A 20,749-nucleotide genomic window follows, 5' to 3' on the forward strand; every position below is an offset into this window, starting at 1 on the left:
TATTTGTTGTTATTCTTTTTCAAAAGAATTAAAAAGCGAATTGACTTCGCAAATGTTTAATTTTAAGTTCTACAACTTAAAATTACCTTACACTTGTAATCAAAATCTTGTTCAGTTTTCAAAGATCTACTCTTGATTGTTGCCGTTTGATTCTTCCTTAACGCAACATATATAACTATACTACGTTGTGTTTTCAATGTCAACAGATAAACTCAATTATTTTAAATTTATTTGTTCAAGCATCGTATCCGGAGAACCCAGACAACAAAGACTATTATACAACGCTCATAATGAAGATGCAAGAGAAATGATTAAAATAATTAATTCAGTTCATAATCAGTGACTAATCGATTATTATCAAATCACTTTGTCTCCCTCACTGAGCATTTACTACTATACATGCGCTCAAATCATTTGTCAACACTTTTGGTCAAAAAAGGTCAAACTTTTTTGATTTTCATTTTTTATCAAGAAAATTGGCCTACTTTTTCTTTGAATATAAGTCAATTCCATCTTGCGGGTGTTGTCTTAGATAACGCGTCGTAAAAGCATCCACTGCACTCTTATCCTCTAAATCAACGTCAGCATCTCCCATCGCACTAACCAATTTCTTATAAAAGGCATCAAAATTAGAATCGTACATTGAACGTAATGCTTTACTATTATTTTCTACCCATTTATTCAAACTAGGACCATTACTAATAATTCCCTGATCGTTTAAATAAGAAAATAAATGGATTAAGGCAAAGGGAATTAGTTGAAACAGCGAGTCCGTTTTTTCATCACTATCTAGCATCAAGGTAAAACGATTAAACATTACGTTAGTAACCAAATCGACGTTCCAGTTCTTAGGCTGAACTCCCAACCCAACAATCGCAATTTCAGCAAAACTATCAATGATGGTATCAATCTCGTCAATCTCATCCTGCGTCTTCTCTAAGACATCAGGTTCATCATCAATAGCGTCTAACCAACGATCGATCATTTCCCCTACTTGTTGTACTTCTTCATCCTTATCCATGACTTCATCTCCTAAAGTATTTTTATTATTCACTTTATTATAGTAGAAACTCGAAATTAACATTAACTTTTGCACTTTAAAAAAAGTTAAGTAAAAACATGTATAATTATCAACGAATCATGTCAAAGGAGCATCGAATCTATGAATGACAATATCGTAATTGTAAGCGCAAAGAGGACTCCGATTGGTAAAATCAACGGCACCCTCGATAGCCTAACTTCGGTTGATCTTGGAACCATTGCCGCCAAGGCAACCATCAAAGACGCGGGCATTGATCCAAAACAAATCGACCAAGTCATCTTTGGAAACGTAATTCAAGCGGGCGGTGGACAAAACGTCGCCAGACAAATCGAGTTAAACGCTGGCATTTCTGACACAGCCACCGCCTCCACCATTAACCAAGTTTGTGGTTCCGGTATGAAAGCGGTCCGACTGGGGCAATCCGCCATCCAAATGGACGATGCTGACATCGTCCTTGTCGGGGGAACCGAAAGCATGTCGAACGCTCCATACCTAAATGTGAACGAAAGAAGGGGCCACAAATTTGGCCCAATCACTTTAGAGGACAGCATTCAAAAAGACGGACTAAACGACGCCTGGAGTGGAAAACCGATGGGAATGACCGCCGAAAACGTTGCCGACCAGTTCAACATTTCAAGAAGGGATCAGGATGCTTTTGCCCTTCAGTCCCATCGAAAAGCCAGCAAAGCTCAACAAAATGGTTACTTTAATGAAGAAATGATCCCAATTGAAGTTCAGAATCGCCACGGAAGCACCGTGGTTGATAAGGATGAGGGCGTTCGTTTTGACACCTCAATGGAACAATTAAAAAAGTTAAAGCCATCCTTTAAAGAAAACGGAACGGTGACGGCCGGAAACGCCGCTAGCTTAAATGACGGAGCCTCTGCAATCCTATTAATGAAGCAAAGTAAGGCCAACGAGCTTGGTCTAACCCCGCTGGCGGTTCTAGATGACTACGCCGAATCCGGATGTGACCCTAAAATCATGGGGTATGCCCCCTACTACGCCGTTAATAAACTACTGGATAAGACTGGTCAACAAATCAGTGACTTTGATTTGTTTGAACTAAACGAAGCCTTTGCCTCTCAAAGTTTAGCGGTAGCGCGTGACCTCAATCTTCCCGATAACAAGCTTAACATTACCGGTGGTGCCGTCTCAATGGGTCACCCCCTTGGCGATTCCGGTTCTAGAATCCTCATCACCTTAATCAACAACCTCAAACGGACTGGTCAGACTAAGGGACTGGCCACCCTCTGTATCGGTGGTGGAATGGGAATGGCGATGACAGTTCATACATTATAATGAAGAAACAAAAAAAGATCTCGGTAGTTAGATTCATTTCTAACTACCGAGATCTTTATTTATCCTTGCTTCAATTGTTTTCTGGTCTTTTTCACCGAAAGAATCAATCCAATCGCAAATCCAATCAATGCGAACAAAACCCATCCCATTCCGTACTGCGCCAGCGGCAAAAGGTCATTAATTTTAAATAACCAAGCTAATTCTGGCACGTGCGTCAATTCGGGAATGGTGGTAATCCCGCTTAAAAAGGCTGGAATGGCGATGAACCAGATCGTCATTTGGTAAACAATCTTAGAGTTTTTAAGTAATGGTTTAATTAACGAAATCAAAATCAGACAGATGGAAAACGGATAAACAATCATCAAGACTGGCATGATAAACTTAATCATTTCAGTCAGACCAAGCGTTGCCAAAAACGCTGACATCACCACCGCAAAAACCAGAACGGGAAGGTACTTAAGCTTCGGGAAGACGTCAGACATTGTATCCGCAAAGGCACTACTCATCGCAATTGCCGTCTTAAGACAGGCAACAATCACAATCAGTGATAACAAAATGTTCCCATAACCACCAAAATAATGCGTGGCAATCTGAACTAAGGCAATGCCACCGTTCGCTGAAGGACGAAAATCTCCCAGACTACTAGCGCCCATGTAACTTAGTAGAACGTAGACAACTGCCATCATCAATCCGCCAATCAGACCAGCTTTTCCGATGCTAACGGCCAACTGCTTCGGACTCTTGACCCCTAATCCACGCACAGTCTCCACAATCACAATTCCAAATGCAATCGATCCGGCCCCGTCAAGCGTGTTGTATCCCTCAACGAATCCAGATAGGAGTGGGGAGTGCCCGTATTCACCCATTGGATGATAAAAGCGTGGTGAACCCATTGGTTTAACAATCGACATGACGATGATAACCGCTAATAAAATTAAAAACAATGGTGTCAAAAATTTCCCAATGTATTCTAATAAGCGACCTTGATTATATGAAAGTAAAAAGACGGCAATAAAGAAAATTAAAATAAAACCGATTAAACCTAATTGTTGACGACCAGAACTAAGAAAGGGTGCAATTCCAATCTGAAATGAAGTGGCTGCCAAACGGGGAATCGCTAACAACGGTCCCATTATAAAGGAAATTAAAATGGTAAAGACGTACGCAAACGACTTGCCAACGTTTGAAGAAATTTCAAATGCTCCCGAAATGTCAGTAACACCTAACGCAATGATTCCCAATATTGGGAGCCCCACTCCGGTTAAAACAAACCCAAGTGTTGCCCACCATACGTTGCCACCAGCCATCTGTCCCATGTTAACGGGAAAAATTAAATTACCAGCTCCAAAGAAGATCCCAAACAACATGATTCCAACGTAAATAATCTGTCTTACACTTAATTTCTTTTCCAAGTTTTCTCCAACTTTCCTAAATTACTGTTCAATGCATTTTACCAGAAAAAAAGGGAGCGCCATAATTAATTTGGTGGTTGAAAAACCACATGAGCTTCACTATAATTATTTATCGTCTGATAATAAAAGTAAGGAAGTGTTATTATGTCTACTATTTACGTAAGAAAAGCTACTGAAGCTGACTTAAACGATATCTACACTATCATCAAAAACGCCAAGAAGTTTTTGGGCGAACAAGGCATCGACCAATGGCAAAGTGATTACCCGAGTGAAGAGGATTTAGCCAGAGACGTTAAATTTGGCATCTCATACGTCCTAGATGTTGACGGAAAAGTTGCTGGAACCGCAACATTGCATTTAGGAATCGACCCCGATTACTTACACCTTGAAGGTGGCGAGTGGGAAAACGGTGACCAAGGTCACTACTCCGCCATTCACCGTATCGCCGTCTCAAACGACTATCGTGGTCAGGGACTAGCATCCAAATTCATCAGTGGCCTATTCACCATCTCAGCCTTTCGTGGTTTTAAAGACGTCAGAATCGACACTCATCCCGACAACAAGGGGATGCAACACGTCATTCTCTCAAATGGTTTCACCAAACGTGGTATCATTTACGCAAACGGTAAAAAGAGTCATGGAACAAAACGTTTCGCTTACCAAATCGAATTAAAATAATAACTAGGAAGTGGCCAAATTGGGCGACACAGCGGTATTAATCAAATTAATCATAATGGCAACGTTCGGATTGATCGTAATTTTGGGTTGCATGGGATGGACCTATCATAAGACCCATAAATTGACGTCAAAACGTTTTTTGGCATTATCAGTGTTGGCAATTTGTTTCATTATCATCCTAATTATTCTGGCATAAAAAGAGGCTCAACCTATGATATTCATGGGTTGGGCCTTTTGTTTTGGAATTTTGTTTATTTTTTCTACTATAACTAATAACTAAGCATTTCTAATATGTACCAGATTTCACATTCGCCCTATTAATTCTGTTATCTAAAGAATATAATTATTTATGTGTCAAAATTTAATAAAAAGTTAAGGGATGTAAACTGGTTTGAAAAACAAGAAAAATATAATTATAGTCGTTCTAGTAGTCCTCCTAGCATTTGCCTTAGGAATAATATTTGCATTTAAAATAAATGGAAATAATAACAATAGTAATAATAAGAAAAATACTACAAGTATATCTAAGAAACGTAAGCCAACTAAGCACAAAAAAGAAACTGACAACAAAAATAAGCAAGCAACTGATCAAGCTTCAACTAAAAATAACAGTTCAGATGCTGAGGAAACCGGAACAACTTTGCCTCAATCATTACAGGGAGATTATAAGGAATCAGACGATTATACACTAATAATATCTAGTAACACCGTGGGCTTAGGAACTGCCGATAGTAGTATCTTAGTTAAATCTTATAAAAAGACTGGGAATACTTACATTATTAAAGGTGATAGCAATTCTGGAGATGGAGAATCAACGGCAACCTCAACTATTAGTAAACCAGAAAACATACAGATTACCAAAAATCAAAATGGAAGTGTAAGTGTATCAGGATGTTCGAATAATTTTTTAAATGGTACATATAGTGCCTCTAATACTAACGATAATAGCTCTAACAATAACTCCTCAGATGCTGACACAAATTCAAACGACGATAATTCAGATTCAAATACTGATTCTAATGATAATAATTCAGATTCTGATAATGACAATAACTCAGATACTGATACCAACTCTGACGATGACACAACTACGGAACCAAATACCAATAATGATCAAGATAACGATTAATCAATAAGAATATTCGGTTTTCATTATCATCCTAGTTATTCTGGTATAAAAAGAGGCTCAACCTATGATATTCACGGATTGGGCCTTTTGTTTTGGGATTCTTTAACCATCAATTTGTGTAAACATTGAGACTTTACTATACTTAAAACCGTTAATTTAGTTAAGAAGAGTTTTAATGAAATACAATAAGATAATCAAATTTATACACATAAATATTGCTTTGGAATAATTTATCATTTTATATTTTATTAATTAGGTAACCATAGTTATAAGGAGAAAAATAAAATGCCAGAAAAAGCCAATTACATTAAAGATCGAAAAGAATTTTTACATAAGTATCATACCGCTTCTCGCTTATTGATCCCTTCTATCATAATATCAGTAATTTTTTTAGCCATAGGATTTACTCTTATCAAGCTAGATGTAAATAGGGTTATTATTTTAATAATGGGATTACTGACTGGAATTGTACTAGCATTATTTATAGCCTCATTAGGAGCATGGTTAAATTTAAAAATAAAAAAACCTAAGAGTGTAAATTTAATGAGAAAGAAATACTACCTTAATTTATGGATCTTAATAATTTTATTTGTCTTTGGTATATTACTTTTTATTATTTTTAATTGTACTGATGCCAATTTTACATAATTTAAGTTATATATATCTTGTTTCTAACATGACCACATTTTCAGTTTTTGGAAGTATATTTATTTATTCGATGGAAAAAGACATCTTAAAGTATCGAAAAAAGAAGTATTTAAAAGAATTTACTGAGGGGATTAAAAAAGATGGAACATAAGGGCATTGATAACGTACTTTTACTGGAGGGATTCTCTTGCAATCATATTTTCAATTAGGTTATTATCTGCTGGCTAAATTATTCTTTTTTTGTATGCTTATAGTAATTATCTATGAAATTGTTGCCTATGAGCGTTCCAGACATTATTTAAGAAAAAAGGGAGAAATATTTAACAATATCTCTTCCCTAATATACATTTTGATTCTTTTTCTATATTTTGTCTCTAACAATGTGATTGGACATACTTTAACTGATAATTACATGTGGAACAAAACATTAACAGATCGCTGGAATTATTTAATCGGGAACCCTAGTGGACTAATTATGCTAATGTCATACGTAATTATTCTTACCTGTATTATTTTGTGCATGACAATCAAACGCTGGAACATTTACAATAATGGGAACCAACAACCAAAATTAATTAAGCAACTGAAACAATCATTTTTTAAACATATTAACTATATCTATATATTAATTATATTTACTTGCATAATTTCATTTATTAATGTTGCATTAGGAATAATCTATCATTTTGTATTTTACTAATAAGGTAATATCCTAATTGTGAGGAGGAAGATAAATGTCAGAAAAACCGGACTACATCAAAGACTACCAAGAATACTTACATAAATACCACATTATGTCACGCTTATTGCTACCATCCATTATATTGGTAATCATTACCTTCACTTTGGGATCCATTCTCCTTAATATGCATGCAAACAAATTCATCCTTTGGATCATGGGGACAATCGATGGAATTACATTCTCGCTATTTATTACCGCACTAGGAACTACAATAAGATTAATGATAGAAAAATATAAGATTAAGCATATGCGACCTTCAAGGTTAAAACATTATTATTGTTTATGGGTCATTATTTTATTTCTGTGTTTTGGAATTTTTGTTTTCATTGGATCAATTGAAATACTATTACTTTCAAACAATTTATGGGAGGCATATGAATCTCCAATGCTGCCAACGTTTTTAATTTGCTCTGGATTTTTATTATATTATCTTTCTAAAAGCACCTTAAAATATCGGAAAAAGAAATATTCAAAAGAACTTACTGAGGGAATTAAAAAGATGAAATAAGTAATTGAGATATAAATCAATAAATGGACCTGTAATTACAAATTACAGGTCCATTTATTTAATCATTTTAATACAACATAAATTACGCAAATAATGACATATATCATCCTACTAGTGCCGCTAAAAATGCAATTATTACAGCAATACCAACACTTTCACCCTCAATTGCATATCTTACATATGCCGGTGTCAACGCAAGCGTATCAGTCTTTTCTCCTAATTTATCGGTAACCTCATCATAAGCTTTTTCATAACTCTTAAAGTCAGGATAATCATGTGGATGAGAATCAATATCTATTGAAATAGAAAGCTCTGTATCAAAACTTTTATTATTAATTTTTAACTTAAAAATATTAAATTCTACTGATATACTCCAACCGTCTTTAGTTTCTACAATCTCAATTGAAACTTGACCATCTTCAATTTTTTGAACAAATTCCCACTTATTAAATAAACTAACGATGTATACGCCAGCATTAACATTGTTATTACAACTTTGCATGACCCAATCAAACATAAATTTTAGTGGTAATTTCCCATTACTAATGGTAAACATCCCAGATCCATGGACTGGCTTAATATCAGCTTCACCTACTAAAGTAATTTTTAATGATTTATTATCATTGTATAGCACATAAGGAACATCAATTTCTACCTGTGTATTATCAACAATATTCTTTAAAGCTTCTTTAGCAGACATTTCTCCAATTCCCGTTGGCTTAATCTTATTAGTACCATCATCTCTACCAGACGACGCATCTTGGTCAATCGCAATGTCACCTAAACTGTATTCAACAAATTGGTCAATTGCCCAATTTTTAGGCATCTGATAACCCAAATTTCCACTATATCCAGTTGACATATCAGATACAAACGCCGTTTTTGCAAGTCCTTTACCAAGGGCTTGAGCACAAACATTTCTGGTTCCGTAAATTCCTGCTTGATAACTTGAGCCGCCTAATGCTTTTTTGACTCCCTCCATATATGGAATAACCGTACTATCAATGTCACCAGCTTGAATATCAGTATCAACAGCAAAGTAAATAATAGTATCCTTTGGGAATCCAAGCCGTTGTGCTGTTGCATTTGCAATTCCTGCATCAGCACAACCCTGGCCGTATTTAAAGTATTCCTGACTGCCATCATTATCTTGATAGATTGGAAACACCTTTAGGCCACCATCAGTAATTCTTTTCAGTTCATCATCAGTCAGATTTTTGTTACGACGTTTTGAGCCAGTGCCAACTGATCCAGTTAAATAGCGACCAACAATTTCAAAGCCATAATTTTTGATGTTTTTAACGTCTTTATCACTTAATTGAAATGAAGTATCACAAGCATTTGAATCTCGATTAGTATTCCCATTACTGGTAAGCAACCCCTTGATAACGGTTAAATCAGCTTTCCCTGTAAATGGTGGTAAATTCATAAACTTCCTAAAATTAACCACATCTTCAGCAACCGAATTATTAAATACTCCATCAACAGATCCACTCAGAAAATCATTAACCATTAATCCATATTGAAGTAGCTTAACGCCTGCACCTTTGTCCCCTTCAGTTAAAGTTGGCGTTTTATTAATGGTTCCAGGTCCATAAACTCCGTTTGCTTGTCCAGGTGTCATTCCTTCAACAGCTTGCAGGGCATAAATCAAAGCTGTGTTTGTATTTCGTTGATACAAACCATCAGTTGGAACCAAGCCAAGATCATCACCAAAATAATCTAAATAGTTATGGTTTAAATATTGTTGCATTTGACGATATTTCTTTTTACCACCATCAAGTAATTCAAAGGCAGCCATATCAAATAGACCAGCCATTAATGGAACAGTAACCCCACCTTTATCTAATCCAGCATCATTACGTAATTTATTTACTGCATTCTGTGTATCTTTGGTATATTTCTCATCAAACGCATTCGGGCTAATTCCCTTACACCAAAAAGCACCCTGAATTAACTTCGCAATCTTGCCCTTGTAACCGACCTTCAACTGATCGACCATTCCACTTAGTGCTTTCTTGGTTTTATCACCAAAACCACTACCAAGTGGACTAATCCCTAGTTCATGCTGAAGTCCCATTCTTAAAGCATAAATAGTTGGCCAACCCGTCTTTCCATTTTCCTTGACCTTATCAAATCCTGAAACATTACCGTATTCTTGGTTCAACCACTTTTGAACGCTTAAAACTTGTTCATCCATAATTATTTCCTCCTAAAATTTTCTTTATAAAATTTAAGAGCTAGCGCTAACTCGCACGTAAACACATCAAAATCAATTTGCAATCATGTAGAATAATCATTGAATCTTATAGACAAAAGTTCTACAATGATGATAAAGAAAATCAGCTGAAATAATCTAAACCAACCTCACTTCGAGGTTGTTGCTTGATTTCTTATCTGTTTACAGGAACAATCATATATCCATAATTTCTACATGTCAATAATTTCATAGATTAATTTTCTATGTAAGTAATTAAAAGGAGTCAAAAATGTCGATCTATCAACGTGTTAAAGAGCTTGCTAAGAATAAAAATATTTCCATTCGCGAACTAGAACATCAACTTGGGTTCTCCAACGGAACCATGCAAAAGTGGGACCAAACCGCTAATTCGCAAAAACTAAAAAGGGTTGCCAACTACTTCAACGTCTCCGTTGACTATCTCTTAGGAAACTCAACCGGCAATTCGGCTGACTTAGATGACCTCTCAACGATCATGATGTTTGGGGGCAAACCCATCCCAGAAGAAGACCGTGAAACAGTCGTGGAAATCTTAAGGAAACTTCGAAATGCACGAAATCATCAATAGTCTTTTTAACTATGCGTTAGATAATGACATTGCCGTTGTATACACGGACAAACTCCATCAAAATACCCAATCCTTTGCGGACGTTCGTTCCCATTCAATTGTGATTAATGCCAACTGGCAACCACGAAAACAACTTCCGTTTATCATTGCGCACGAGATTAGTCACGTTCTGCAGTGCGATCAGGATGACGCCATTCTTAGCTTTACCACTCTAATGAATCCCAAGTACGAACAGAAGGCCAACGTGAACGCCGTTAGGCTCCTAATTCCCTTCTACGCTGACAACAAGGAAATTGACCAGCTTAACCTAGAGGAATTCATGGATTTATTTGCCATCCCAAATTCATTACGTGACGTGTGTTTTACTGAAATTAAAGACTATGTTGATTGAAACATCAAAAAAGCTCAACTTCATTTCGAAGTTGAGCTTTTCATTTACGATCATCTATTCAAATAATTTTTTAGCGGCCTTGGCCAGAATCTTCGGATTCTTATCAAATCGTGGGTTGTCCACGAGTTTTGACATTGGAACACCAGCAAAGTGGTAAGCGGCCATTTCACCAGAACGAACGGCACTTTGTTCGGTGAAGACCATTTGGTAAGGTTGTTCAACAAACTCACCGGTGAATGCTAGATTCGTTGAATGGTCAGGGATGACCTTGGGACGGTCAATTTTAGCACGGTTGTTAAACAATGCCGAAGCGTATGGCATGTATACCGGAACGGAGTTGACAATTGAGTCCATGATTTCCTTTTCTTTATCACGGATGTTTACGGGACCTGGATCGACCTTTGAAAGCTGTCCGATCAACTCTTGAACCATTTCTTTTCCAGTCATCTTGATGTACTGCTTGTCGACGAATTCACCGCGACGATATGGATACAAGAAGTAACCCCAAAGAACGGTTTCGTTTGGCTTCTGGTCGGTGAAATGAGGTTGATGATGAACCACAATCGACATTCTCACGTCTTTTTGACCTAACGGAGTAATTGGACTCGTTGATAGGAAGGAGTTCAAAGCATTCCCAGGTAATTGCGTAGTAATACGGGTGATTTCGTTTAAGAAAGTATGATCCTTAGTGGTTACGGTAAAACTACTCCAGCCACTGGCGTTCCGATCGGCGAAGAATTTGTCTGGATTCCCCAAGTTGTAGAAGTGATTGGTGGCTTTCTTCCACAAACTTGAAGCAGCTCCATAATCGGTGTTTTCACCGGACGGGGTGTTGAAGTCTCCAAGCGTAGCCGAATCGGTAATGGAACCATTGGTGAAGAAGACCGCAGTATCATCATCGACATCAATGTGTTCATCTTTACCAGTGTCAACGTTCTCCATTTCTAGGCCCTTAACGGTAATTTCTTCGTTCATTGGGGTTTCTTTGAAGTCCCAATCATTAACCCGACGATTCAAGACGAACGTTACGCCTTGCTTCTTCAAGTAATTAATTAATGGTAGCATCAAACTTTCGTACTGATTGTATCGAGTTCGGTTAACCCCCACGAGCGTGTTAATTTGGGTAAATTCGTAAATCATTTGGTGCATGTAACGCCTGAGTTCTTGAGCTGAACTTTGGGTACGAAAGGCAAAGGTCGTCTCCCACATGTACCAGAAGTTGGTTTGAAACATGTGGGGATCGTCCTTGAAGTAGTCAGCGATGGAGACGTTATCAAGTTCAGTCTCCTTGTCGTCTGGCATCATGATTAACTTCGTCAATAAGAACCGATCCTTGTTGTTAAAGCCCATTTTAGCGGAATTAATAATGCCCTTTTCGCCTTCCATCAAACGCGCTTTATCGTAGGTCCGGTGTTTAGAATCAAAGTCGCGCGTGTCCTCTGCGGCAGTCATCCCTTCTTCAGTGACTGACGGAACCCGACTTAAGAGATCCATCAAATCAACGTAGGTTCGGTAATTCAACATTCTTCCCCCACGAGCGACAAAGCCAGTCTGGTCAGACGTTTCGTGATTACGATTCCAGTATTCATTACCGGTCACGTCAGTTTTGGCACCATCATTTGCGCCATGGTCGTCCAAGGAATAGAAAGTGATGTTCTTTCCATCCCAGTGACCTTCTTGAATCAAGTAAACGGCGGCGGCCATGTTGGAAATGCCGGCGCCAATCATAATTGCTTTTTTCTTAGTCATATTAAACCTCCTAGATTTAAATACGTAGTAAGCACTGGTCTCTATGTTAGCAGTTTCACATATGCTTATATTTATATTATAACGTACCCAAAAGTTGGAGTGTAACTTATCAATTTGATTTAATAATTTATTTAATTAATGTTCTAATGTCAACCATTAAGCAACTCACATATCAGCCTGCGAATAGATAATTAAGGTCGTAATCTGGTACAATATAGTAGAAGAAAGGTGGTAATTACTATGCCAGAAACAGTATTTTTCAATCCCGGCGACTCACTTGGAAACTTTCACGATTACAATGATGCGGTTCGTTCCGCTCAGCTCTACCGTGATAAGCAAGTGGAGGCCAAAAACGTCGTAGTAGTTCATGGAAAAGACAAAAAATCATTCGATATTTTCCTTTCGGATAACGCACAATCAGACAATCCAGATAACGATCAAACTTCACCATATTACGTCAATAAACGAATCTAATTAATTGATTTGATTTAATTGGAAATTACGTAATTATTAGTGTACAATTGATTATATTAAATAACCAAACGTATGTTCGCAATTATGTAAAAGGAAAGGAATTTTATGGCAAATTCTAAAAACAGTGTCGACGGGCGTCAAATCGAGCTCGATAAGGCACTCAGCAAAATCAAAAAAGAATTTGGAACTGGCGCTATCATGCGGATGGGCGAATCCCCTAACCAAAACGTTGATTCCATTTCAACCGGCATTTTATCCTTAGATATCGCCCTTGGCATTGGGGGTTTCCCTCGTGGCCGAGTCGTTGAGATCTTCGGTGCCGAATCATCTGGTAAAACCACGATTGCCCTTCAGACCGTTGCTGCCCTCCAACAAGCTGGCGGAACGGCCGCATACATCGATGCCGAAAACGCGATGGATCCGGAATACGCTCACAGCCTGGGAGTTAACATTGACAACCTTTTGTTATCGCAACCAGGAACCGGTGAAGAAGGACTGCAAATTGCCGATGCACTGGTACAATCTGGTGCTATCGACTTAATCGTTGTCGACTCAGTAGCTGCCCTAGTTCCGAAGTCTGAAATTGAGGGTGACATTGGTGATTCTCACGTTGGTTTACAAGCTCGTCTAATGTCACAAGCACTTAGAAAACTAGCTTCCAGTATCAACAAGACCAATACCGTCGTTATCTTCATTAACCAACTAAGAGAAAAAGTTGGTGTGATGTTCGGTAACCCAGAAACAACTCCTGGTGGTCGGGCCCTTAAGTTCTACTCAAGTGTGCGACTCCGTGTTAGTTCTGGTAAGCAATCAAAGGAAGGTCAAGACGTCGTTGGTCGAGAAACCAAGATTAAAGTCGTAAAGAACAAGGTGGCTCCCCCATTCAAGACCGTTGACACTTTGATGAGTTTTGGAAAGGGTATCGAACCGATTGCTGACATGGTCAACCTAGCCGTTGACAAAGACATCGTCGACAAATCTGGATCATGGTACTCATACGGTGAGGAACGACTGGGACAAGGCCTAAATAAGACCGTGGCCAATCTGCGTGACAAACCTGAGATGGTCGAAGAAATCAAGAACAAGGTCAGAGAAGCCTATGGCATTGCCAATGATGAAGAATCAAAGGACGATGACAGTGACAAGGATGCAAAATCCAAGTCAACTGACAATAAGGCCACTACTAAGAAAACAACCAAAGCAAGTACCAAAAAAGATAGCGAAACTAAGTTAGACGTTTAATTAAATGGAAAAGCATCAAATCATTATGTAATGATTTGATGCTTTTTTAATACAAATAATAATCTTGATAAAGCTTTAAACAATATTTTAATTAAATCTACATAAGTCAAATATCGAATACTCAAATGAATTTTCAGTGTAATTACACAACTATAAAAAACAATTTTTATAACTTTTAAAAAATTGTTGACTTTCTATATCGTTTAATTTATATTAATTATGGTAATTAAGCCTCTCACAAGAAAGGAAGATTTAATATGAAGTACTTGCTTAATTTACAAGCACAACCAAACGTGGAGTTAAAGAAGAAGCGTCGTCATCACCATCACGGAGTACGAAGTAATATCAGTGTTCAATGTGATGTTCGAAGCAATGTAAGTGTCTTCTGTCAGTAATTTAACAATAGGTGTATTTATTATGAAAACTTTGCTAGACCTCCAAAAGACTGTGGGTAAAAATGCCAAGAAGCTTGTTGGCGGGAAAAAAGATTCTCATATTAGTGTTATGGGATGTGGCAACAACAGCAATATTAGTATTATGTGCAAATAATACTATAGGAGCATTTCATGAAACCTATTCTGCAATTACAACAACTTGATAATGTAGCATTAAGAAAAAAGCGCCGAAAAGGACGTAAGGGTTCTCATCTGAGCGTTGGATGCACAATTAACAGTGACGTTAGTATTCTTATATGCAAGAGATAAGAGAGCCCTAATAGGACTCTCTTTTTATTTTAAACTTAAAGGATGTAGTTATGGATTTAAGATATTTAGATTATTTAAAAAAAGGATCATTATTTTATCAACCCACCACAGCCGAAACAAACAGTTTAATTTATAAAGTTACTATTCACGACAAGGATAAATGGAATCATCATATCGATAAAAATTGGAATTATTTTATCAATAAAAATAGACAACTGCCAAACCAAGGGTGGAAAATTCATGTAACATCTCCCATTGATTACGCGCAAAAAACATTGGACCAAATCACACCGTATTTGATAGAAAATAACATTTCTTTTAAATTTGTTCCTACCAAAAAAGAATTAATTATGAAAAATTCAAAATATGGTGATCGATCTGCATGTGGAAAATTTATAACAATTTACCCCAAAGATGAAGATCAATTTATTCAACTATTAAGTCCCCTAACTGACCTAACCAATGACATCCCCAAGGGTGCATATATTTTAAACGATAAACAGTGGTACAATTCCAACATCTTCTTTAGGTATGGGGGATTTATTGGAATGCCAATGGTACATGATGGAAAAACGATCATGGGAATCAAAAATCCAAATGGAGAGTTAGTGCCAGACTTAAGGGTTCCATACTATAACGTTCCCTCATTTATTTCTGAACCAAAAGAAATTAAAAAAATGGATAAAATACAAACGATTGAATATTCCAAAATTGATTTAACTAAATTCAAACGCTATGAGGTTATTTCCGCAATTCACTTTAGCAATGGTGGCGGCGTCTATCAAGTCACAAAAGATGGTAAAAATTATGTAATGAAGGAGGGACGAAAACAGTCTGGAATTGATGCACAAGAAAATGATGGTTTTTTCCGTGTAAAGAATGAATACAATACCCTAAAAAAATTAAATGGGATTAACAGAACAGTTAAGGTCTATGATTATTTTGAGATATGGGAAAATAATTACTTGATTGAAGAATTTGTTCCTGGAAATTCATTATCCGATTTCATTCCAGAAAACTTTCCTTTCTCATACGAAAAGAATCGAAATGAATATTTAAATCTTATAGATCAATTAATCAAACAATTAAAAGTGGCAATCACAGAAGTTCATCAGGCTGGTTTTGCTATTGGTGACTTAAATCCAAATAATATTATGGTTACTCCTGACAATAACATTAAACTAATCGATTTTGAGACTGCTACCCTCCTCTCAAATGAATATCATCCAGAACTACAAACTATGGGATACGTTAATTCTAAAATTAGTGACTTTAAAAGTGCTGATTGGTTTGCTTACATGAGGATCTCAAGATTTTTGTTACTACCGATTGAGTTCGTTTCTGATTTGTCTTTAAAAATTGAAGAAAATCAAAATAAATGGATAACAGATTATTTTGGAGAAAAAGCACTTGATATATTACAAAATACAGAAAAGGATTGTAAAAATTTCATTCCAAAATTAAAGAACATTTTCGACGTCCCAAAATTTGAAATCAATATAAAAGCAGTAGACAAACTCATCAATGGGTTAAAAACCGGAATAATTGAATATTCATCAAATCAAAATGATAGTTTTTCAGGTGGTGACATTAGACAATTTATTGACAAGCTTGGAAAAGTTAACATCGCTAATGGTGGTTTTGGAATACTAATGGCATTAAATCGGAGTAATACAAAGTTAACAAAAGAAATCAATTGGGCTAATAATAGCAGCAAAAATCTTATTAGCCACTTCAATGAAGACACCAGTCTTGGACTATTTAATGGTATTTCAGGAATCGCGTCTATTTTAGATGATTTAAACTTACAGGAACATTCAAACCAATTTCTTGAATTTATACTTGATCAAAAAAATAGAATTTTAAAAGAAACAGATTACACTCTTTACTCTGGATTAAGCGGAATTGGTTTAAGTTTACTAGCCTTCTTTAAAAAAAATAATAATAATAAATTTTTAGAAATGAGTAAATTAATCGCGATCCGCTTAAATACATTATTTATAAATGGTTCGGGAACTCAACCAGATGATGAAGATACCATTCCTTATGGATTAATGAATGGATGGTCAGGCGCGAGTTTATTTTTATTACTACTATTTGATGTAACAAAAAACAAAGAAACTCTGAAAAATGCCAAAGATATGTTGAATTTTGAACTAGATAAAAACATTGAAATTTCCGACTCACAATCTGCAGAGATTTTGGATAATTCAATTGGTTTTCCCAGAATACTTCCATATCTAGGAGAAGGAGGAGTTGGTGTCGGATTAGTATTGAGCCAATTTATTAGGCGCTTACATGAATTTCAAAACGAAAAATATTTAAACCTTCAAGAACAATTCACTAAAAATCTCCAAACTTACTGCACATACTCATCTGGACTAACCAGAGGGATCAGTGGAATTATCCTTATAGGAATTGATAATAAAAACAAATTATCCGACATCGATAAATTAGTCCAGTCATTAGAAAACTATCTGCTTGTAGATTCTAATAATAATATTATGTCACCCGGAACATATGGATATCGTTTTTCAAATGATTTGTTTACTGGAAATGCTGGTCTAATGACTGTCTTACAAGGCATTAAAGATAATAACGCTTGGAAATGGATGCCAGTGCCTAAATCTGTCTTAAATCAACTGTTTCTTTCCTAATCAAAATTAAATTAATGTCATCGTATAAAATCATTTATTATGATTAATTCTTAAATAAATTAAAAGTAGGAAAATAATGAAAAAGACAAAAATTAATTTCATTAAACTAGATGCCGGCTTCTTCGTTGGACTCGGTTTAAGTCTGATTGGAACAATAGTTTCTTTATTTATTCCCCTATTAATTGGTAAGGCTATCAACATTAAATCGTTACTCAGTCAAAAAAATAATACGTGGACAATTATTGGAATTTTGGCCTTGCTAATTTTTAGTGCCATTTTTACAGCAATTAGTGGATATTTGCTTAGTCGTTCAGGAGCCAAACAAATTGCAAATATTCGCACTCGTATTCAAGATCATCTTCTTTATTTACCAACTACCTATTTTGATAACCAATTAAGTGGAAAACTTTCTAGTAGAGTTATTAATGATGCCTCAATAATTCAAAACTTTACTACTGAAATAATCCCCTCTTCAATTAGTGGAATAATTACTGTGGTGGGAACATTTGCAATTTTATTTTCACTTGATTGGAAACTATCTTTACTTATCTTAATTGCATTTCCACTAGACGCGATGGTTACCATCCCAATTGGAATAATTGATGAGAAGGTTTCAATTAAATCTCAAGAGAAACTAGCTCAAATGAATGAAACCAGTTCTGAAAGTCTTAGAAACATTCGAGCGGTTAAATTAAATAACGCAGAACATAGTATCCAAAATAAATTCAAAAAAGACGTAAATGCTCTTTATCATTTATCACTAAAAATGAATGCAATTTTTGCTATAACAGGTCCAATTCAAACCATGTTTGGACTTTTATTGATTATTATAATCATTTGGTACGGTGGTGTTCGGGTATCAGCTGGAACTCTTTCCATTGGAACCCTAGTCGCTTTTCTAATGTATCTATTCCAAGTAATTGGACCAATTAATGTCATAGCTGATTTCTATGCAAGCTACAAGCAAGCAAAGGGAGCAACAAAACAAATTACTAGAATCTTACAGTTAAGTCCAGAAAATAACTATAAAAATCCTGTTATTAAAAACACTTCAAAAAATTCAGTTATTAAATTAAAAAATGTATCTTTTTCTTATGAAAATCACCTAGTACTAAGTAATGTTTCAATGGATTTTACTCCTGGTGATAAAATTGCAATCGTTGGTCCCTCAGGCGCTGGGAAAACCACTATTATCAATTTATTAACAAGACTTTATCCAATCCAATATGGAAAACTCTTGTTTGATGACAATGACGCTTCTAATTTTTCTATTTCGCAATGGCGTTCGCTTTTTGGAGTAGTAACTCAAGATAACACTATTTTTTCTGGAACATTTTATGATAACTTAGTTCTTGGTTTAGTAAATATCCCAAGCAAATCAGAAATATCAACAGCAATTAAAATTGCTGATTTAGAAAATTGTGTATCATCATTACCAGATGGAATAAAAACAATCATTGGTGAACAAGGACTTAAATTATCTGGAGGACAAAGACAACGATTACAAATTGCTAGAGCATATTTAAAACATCCTAAATTCCTAATTCTTGATGAAGCAACTTCTAGTCTGGACTCTGATTCTGAACAATTAGTAACACATGAAATTGATAAGATGATGACCGGCAAAACAATTATTGCCATTGCACACAGACTTTCAACCATTATAAATGCCGATAAAATATACTTTCTAGACCGTCACAAAATATTAGGCTTTGGAAACCACGAAGAATTAATGAATCGAGTTCCAGAATATCATCGCTTCGTAAATGAACAATTCATTGATAAAAACTAAAAAAGCATCAAATAATTATGTAATGATTTGATGCTTTTTTGTTTGTTATTAAATTAGGCTTTTCGCATTAACTTACTACCAACGTAGTAGATAATAGCAACCACGATCATAGAAATGAAAGTGGCTCCAACCGTTGCCTTAATAATTGGCAACATGTTTAACGCAATGTACAATACCACCCCGATTGCGATACATAACATCGCGAACCAGTTAATTCCATTTTTGTACCAATACTTTCCGGCGGGAGTTTCTAAGGCTTTTAAATCGTATTTCCCATCTGACAAGCCAAAGTAATCAACCACCAAGATGGCAATGATTGGACCAAGAAACATCCCAGTATAGTTCAGAAATGCGGTAAAGGCATCAAGGAAACTACCGTTAATCAAAGGAACCAGTGTCAAAATCATGGACAAGATGGTAACGATGAACAGTGATTTATTCAAACTAATCTTAGGAATCAAGTTATTTAGGGCGGAGCCACCAGACTGAATGTTGACGGCGTTGGCAGTCATACTGGTCAAAACAATGACAACCATCGCAATAACTCCTAGTCCCAATTTATTAGCAACCGTACTAGGATCGGAGTTATTAGGATTGAAGACCCCGGACGTCAAGGCAACACTTAGCGTCGTGCACAGACCGATGATGACAAAACTGACCATCCCAAGAATGGCACCGACATATGGAGCCTGGGTGGCAATGCGTTTACTGGAAGTGAACCGAGTAAAGTCAGCTCCACCAACTACCCAACCAAGGGCAGCTGCGGCAATCGTATCGAGGGCGACCCCAAACGGCATCCGGGCTTTCATTGGAACTTGATACTTGGCAATCTGTGAAAACGAAACGTCACGAAAAACCACGATGACTTCGATAATCACAAAAATAATTACCAAAATCACTCCAATTCGTTCGATAATTTGAACGGATTTGGGACCAGCGATGATACTAAGTAAGTGCAGAATGCTCATGATGATAATTCCAACAATAATCCCAAAGTAGCCGCCGGGTTGACCAAACAACGCCCAGCCAAACATACTGTGGAACAGATACGCAAGGGAAGTAGCGGCGATAAACGTGTTAACGGCCGTCCACCCCATAAAAAGCGTCAGATTAATGACTGATGGCACGACACTTCCCCGAATTCCAAAGGGAGCTCTGGACAAGATCGTGGTCGATGCCCCCGTTTGATATCCCATGTAGCCCACCATGCTCAAAAACGCGAAGGCAATTGCCGAAGCAATGACGGCGGAACTAATTCCGCCAAAGAAACCAGCGGCGGCAATCACGCCACCAATGAACCAGGTTCCGTTGTTAGCGTTCGCTCCGAACCACGTGGCAAACATATCCCAATAATTCATGTCTCGTTCGGAAATTGGGATTGACTCAAATGCATATTTCTTATTTCGCTCCATTTTATCCTCCAATTATTAACGACTGGTTTGGTTTACTGTCTGATGGTCGTATTTGCAACT

At 36.5% G+C, this 20,749-nt stretch carries 19 protein-coding genes; 14 read left to right on the top strand and 5 right to left on the bottom strand.

Features of this window, described 5'->3' with window-relative positions; translation table 11 throughout:
- Positions 1-481 precede the first annotated feature (481 nt).
- Positions 482-1,021: a hypothetical protein gene (locus AC6UDG_RS00005; RefSeq protein ID WP_500706021.1), complete on the bottom strand. Its 540-nt coding sequence runs from the start codon at positions 1,019-1,021 to the stop codon at positions 482-484.
- Positions 1,022-1,162: 141 nt separating this feature from the next.
- Here AC6UDG_RS00005 and AC6UDG_RS00010 point away from each other — a divergent pair, with 141 nt between their 5' ends.
- Positions 1,163-2,344 (top strand): thiolase family protein, encoded by a 1,182-nt coding sequence (locus AC6UDG_RS00010; protein ID WP_500695880.1) that lies wholly within the window; start codon positions 1,163-1,165, stop codon positions 2,342-2,344.
- Between the two features lie 59 nt (positions 2,345-2,403).
- Here AC6UDG_RS00010 and brnQ read toward each other — a convergent pair whose 3' ends face one another.
- Positions 2,404-3,756 carry a branched-chain amino acid transport system II carrier protein gene (brnQ, locus tag AC6UDG_RS00015; protein ID WP_500706022.1) on the bottom strand — a complete coding sequence of 451 codons (1,353 nt, stop codon included), beginning with the start codon at positions 3,754-3,756 and terminating at the stop codon, positions 2,404-2,406.
- Positions 3,757-3,900: 144 nt separating this feature from the next.
- On the opposite strand from brnQ, the gene AC6UDG_RS00020 reads away from it, so the two are divergent.
- The 4 genes from AC6UDG_RS00020 to AC6UDG_RS00035 all read left to right on the top strand — a co-directional run bounded on the left by AC6UDG_RS00020 (position 3,901) and on the right by AC6UDG_RS00035 (position 7,461).
- Complete coding sequence (locus AC6UDG_RS00020) at positions 3,901-4,434, top strand: GNAT family N-acetyltransferase (protein WP_500694276.1); 534 nt, start codon at positions 3,901-3,903, stop codon at positions 4,432-4,434.
- Between the two features lie 391 nt (positions 4,435-4,825).
- Positions 4,826-5,563, top strand: a complete 738-nt coding sequence (locus AC6UDG_RS00025; protein WP_500706023.1) for a hypothetical protein — start codon at positions 4,826-4,828, stop codon at positions 5,561-5,563.
- A 285-nt stretch (positions 5,564-5,848) separates the two neighbouring features.
- Entirely contained in the window at positions 5,849-6,211 is a 363-nt protein-coding gene (locus AC6UDG_RS00030; protein WP_500706024.1) for a hypothetical protein, read from the top strand.
- A gap of 734 nt (positions 6,212-6,945) precedes the next feature.
- A complete protein-coding gene (locus tag AC6UDG_RS00035; protein ID WP_500694274.1) occupies positions 6,946-7,461 on the top strand; it encodes a hypothetical protein in 516 nt (171 codons plus the stop codon).
- A gap of 103 nt (positions 7,462-7,564) precedes the next feature.
- Here the strand turns inward: AC6UDG_RS00035 and AC6UDG_RS00040 are convergent, their stop codons facing one another.
- On the bottom strand, positions 7,565-9,661 hold the full coding sequence (locus AC6UDG_RS00040) for a glycoside hydrolase domain-containing protein (RefSeq protein WP_500694273.1): 2,097 nt from the start codon (positions 9,659-9,661) through the stop codon (positions 7,565-7,567).
- A gap of 289 nt (positions 9,662-9,950) precedes the next feature.
- Between AC6UDG_RS00040 and AC6UDG_RS00045 the strand changes: the two genes are divergently transcribed.
- Positions 9,951-10,268, top strand: a complete 318-nt coding sequence (locus AC6UDG_RS00045; RefSeq protein ID WP_500706025.1) for a helix-turn-helix domain-containing protein — start codon at positions 9,951-9,953, stop codon at positions 10,266-10,268.
- Complete coding sequence (locus AC6UDG_RS00050; protein ID WP_500706026.1) at positions 10,249-10,659, top strand: ImmA/IrrE family metallo-endopeptidase; 411 nt, start codon at positions 10,249-10,251, stop codon at positions 10,657-10,659. Before AC6UDG_RS00045 ends, AC6UDG_RS00050 begins: the two co-directional genes overlap by 20 nt.
- A 54-nt stretch (positions 10,660-10,713) precedes the next feature.
- On the opposite strand, the gene AC6UDG_RS00055 is transcribed toward AC6UDG_RS00050, so the two are convergent.
- Positions 10,714-12,408, bottom strand: a complete 1,695-nt coding sequence (locus AC6UDG_RS00055) for an oleate hydratase (protein ID WP_500706027.1) — start codon at positions 12,406-12,408, stop codon at positions 10,714-10,716.
- A 240-nt stretch (positions 12,409-12,648) separates the two neighbouring features.
- Between AC6UDG_RS00055 and AC6UDG_RS00060 the strand changes: the two genes are divergently transcribed.
- From AC6UDG_RS00060 to AC6UDG_RS00090, 7 genes are all read left to right on the top strand, one after another.
- A complete protein-coding gene (locus AC6UDG_RS00060) occupies positions 12,649-12,882 on the top strand; it encodes a hypothetical protein (RefSeq protein ID WP_500706029.1) in 234 nt (77 codons plus the stop codon).
- 105 nt (positions 12,883-12,987) lie between these two features.
- Positions 12,988-14,124: a recombinase RecA gene (gene recA, locus AC6UDG_RS00065; RefSeq protein WP_500694269.1), complete on the top strand. Its 1,137-nt coding sequence runs from the start codon at positions 12,988-12,990 to the stop codon at positions 14,122-14,124.
- Positions 14,125-14,381: 257 nt separating this feature from the next.
- Entirely contained in the window at positions 14,382-14,519 is a 138-nt protein-coding gene (locus AC6UDG_RS00070; protein WP_500694268.1) for a hypothetical protein, read from the top strand.
- Between the two features lie 22 nt (positions 14,520-14,541).
- Positions 14,542-14,673: a class III lanthipeptide gene (locus AC6UDG_RS00075; RefSeq protein ID WP_500694267.1), complete on the top strand. Its 132-nt coding sequence runs from the start codon at positions 14,542-14,544 to the stop codon at positions 14,671-14,673.
- A gap of 17 nt (positions 14,674-14,690) precedes the next feature.
- Positions 14,691-14,828 (top strand): class III lanthipeptide, encoded by a 138-nt coding sequence (locus tag AC6UDG_RS00080; protein ID WP_500694266.1) that lies wholly within the window; start codon positions 14,691-14,693, stop codon positions 14,826-14,828.
- A gap of 50 nt (positions 14,829-14,878) precedes the next feature.
- Complete coding sequence (gene lanKC / locus AC6UDG_RS00085; protein WP_500706030.1) at positions 14,879-17,485, top strand: class III lanthionine synthetase LanKC; 2,607 nt, start codon at positions 14,879-14,881, stop codon at positions 17,483-17,485.
- Positions 17,486-17,561: 76 nt separating this feature from the next.
- Positions 17,562-19,277 (top strand): ABC transporter ATP-binding protein, encoded by a 1,716-nt coding sequence (locus AC6UDG_RS00090; RefSeq protein ID WP_500694264.1) that lies wholly within the window; start codon positions 17,562-17,564, stop codon positions 19,275-19,277.
- 53 nt (positions 19,278-19,330) lie between these two features.
- On the opposite strand, the gene AC6UDG_RS00095 is transcribed toward AC6UDG_RS00090, so the two are convergent.
- On the bottom strand, positions 19,331-20,689 hold the full coding sequence (locus AC6UDG_RS00095; protein ID WP_500706031.1) for a cytosine permease: 1,359 nt from the start codon (positions 20,687-20,689) through the stop codon (positions 19,331-19,333).
- Positions 20,690-20,749 lie beyond the last annotated feature (60 nt).

It is taken from the genome of Fructilactobacillus sp. X2R1C1, assembly GCF_059901435.1.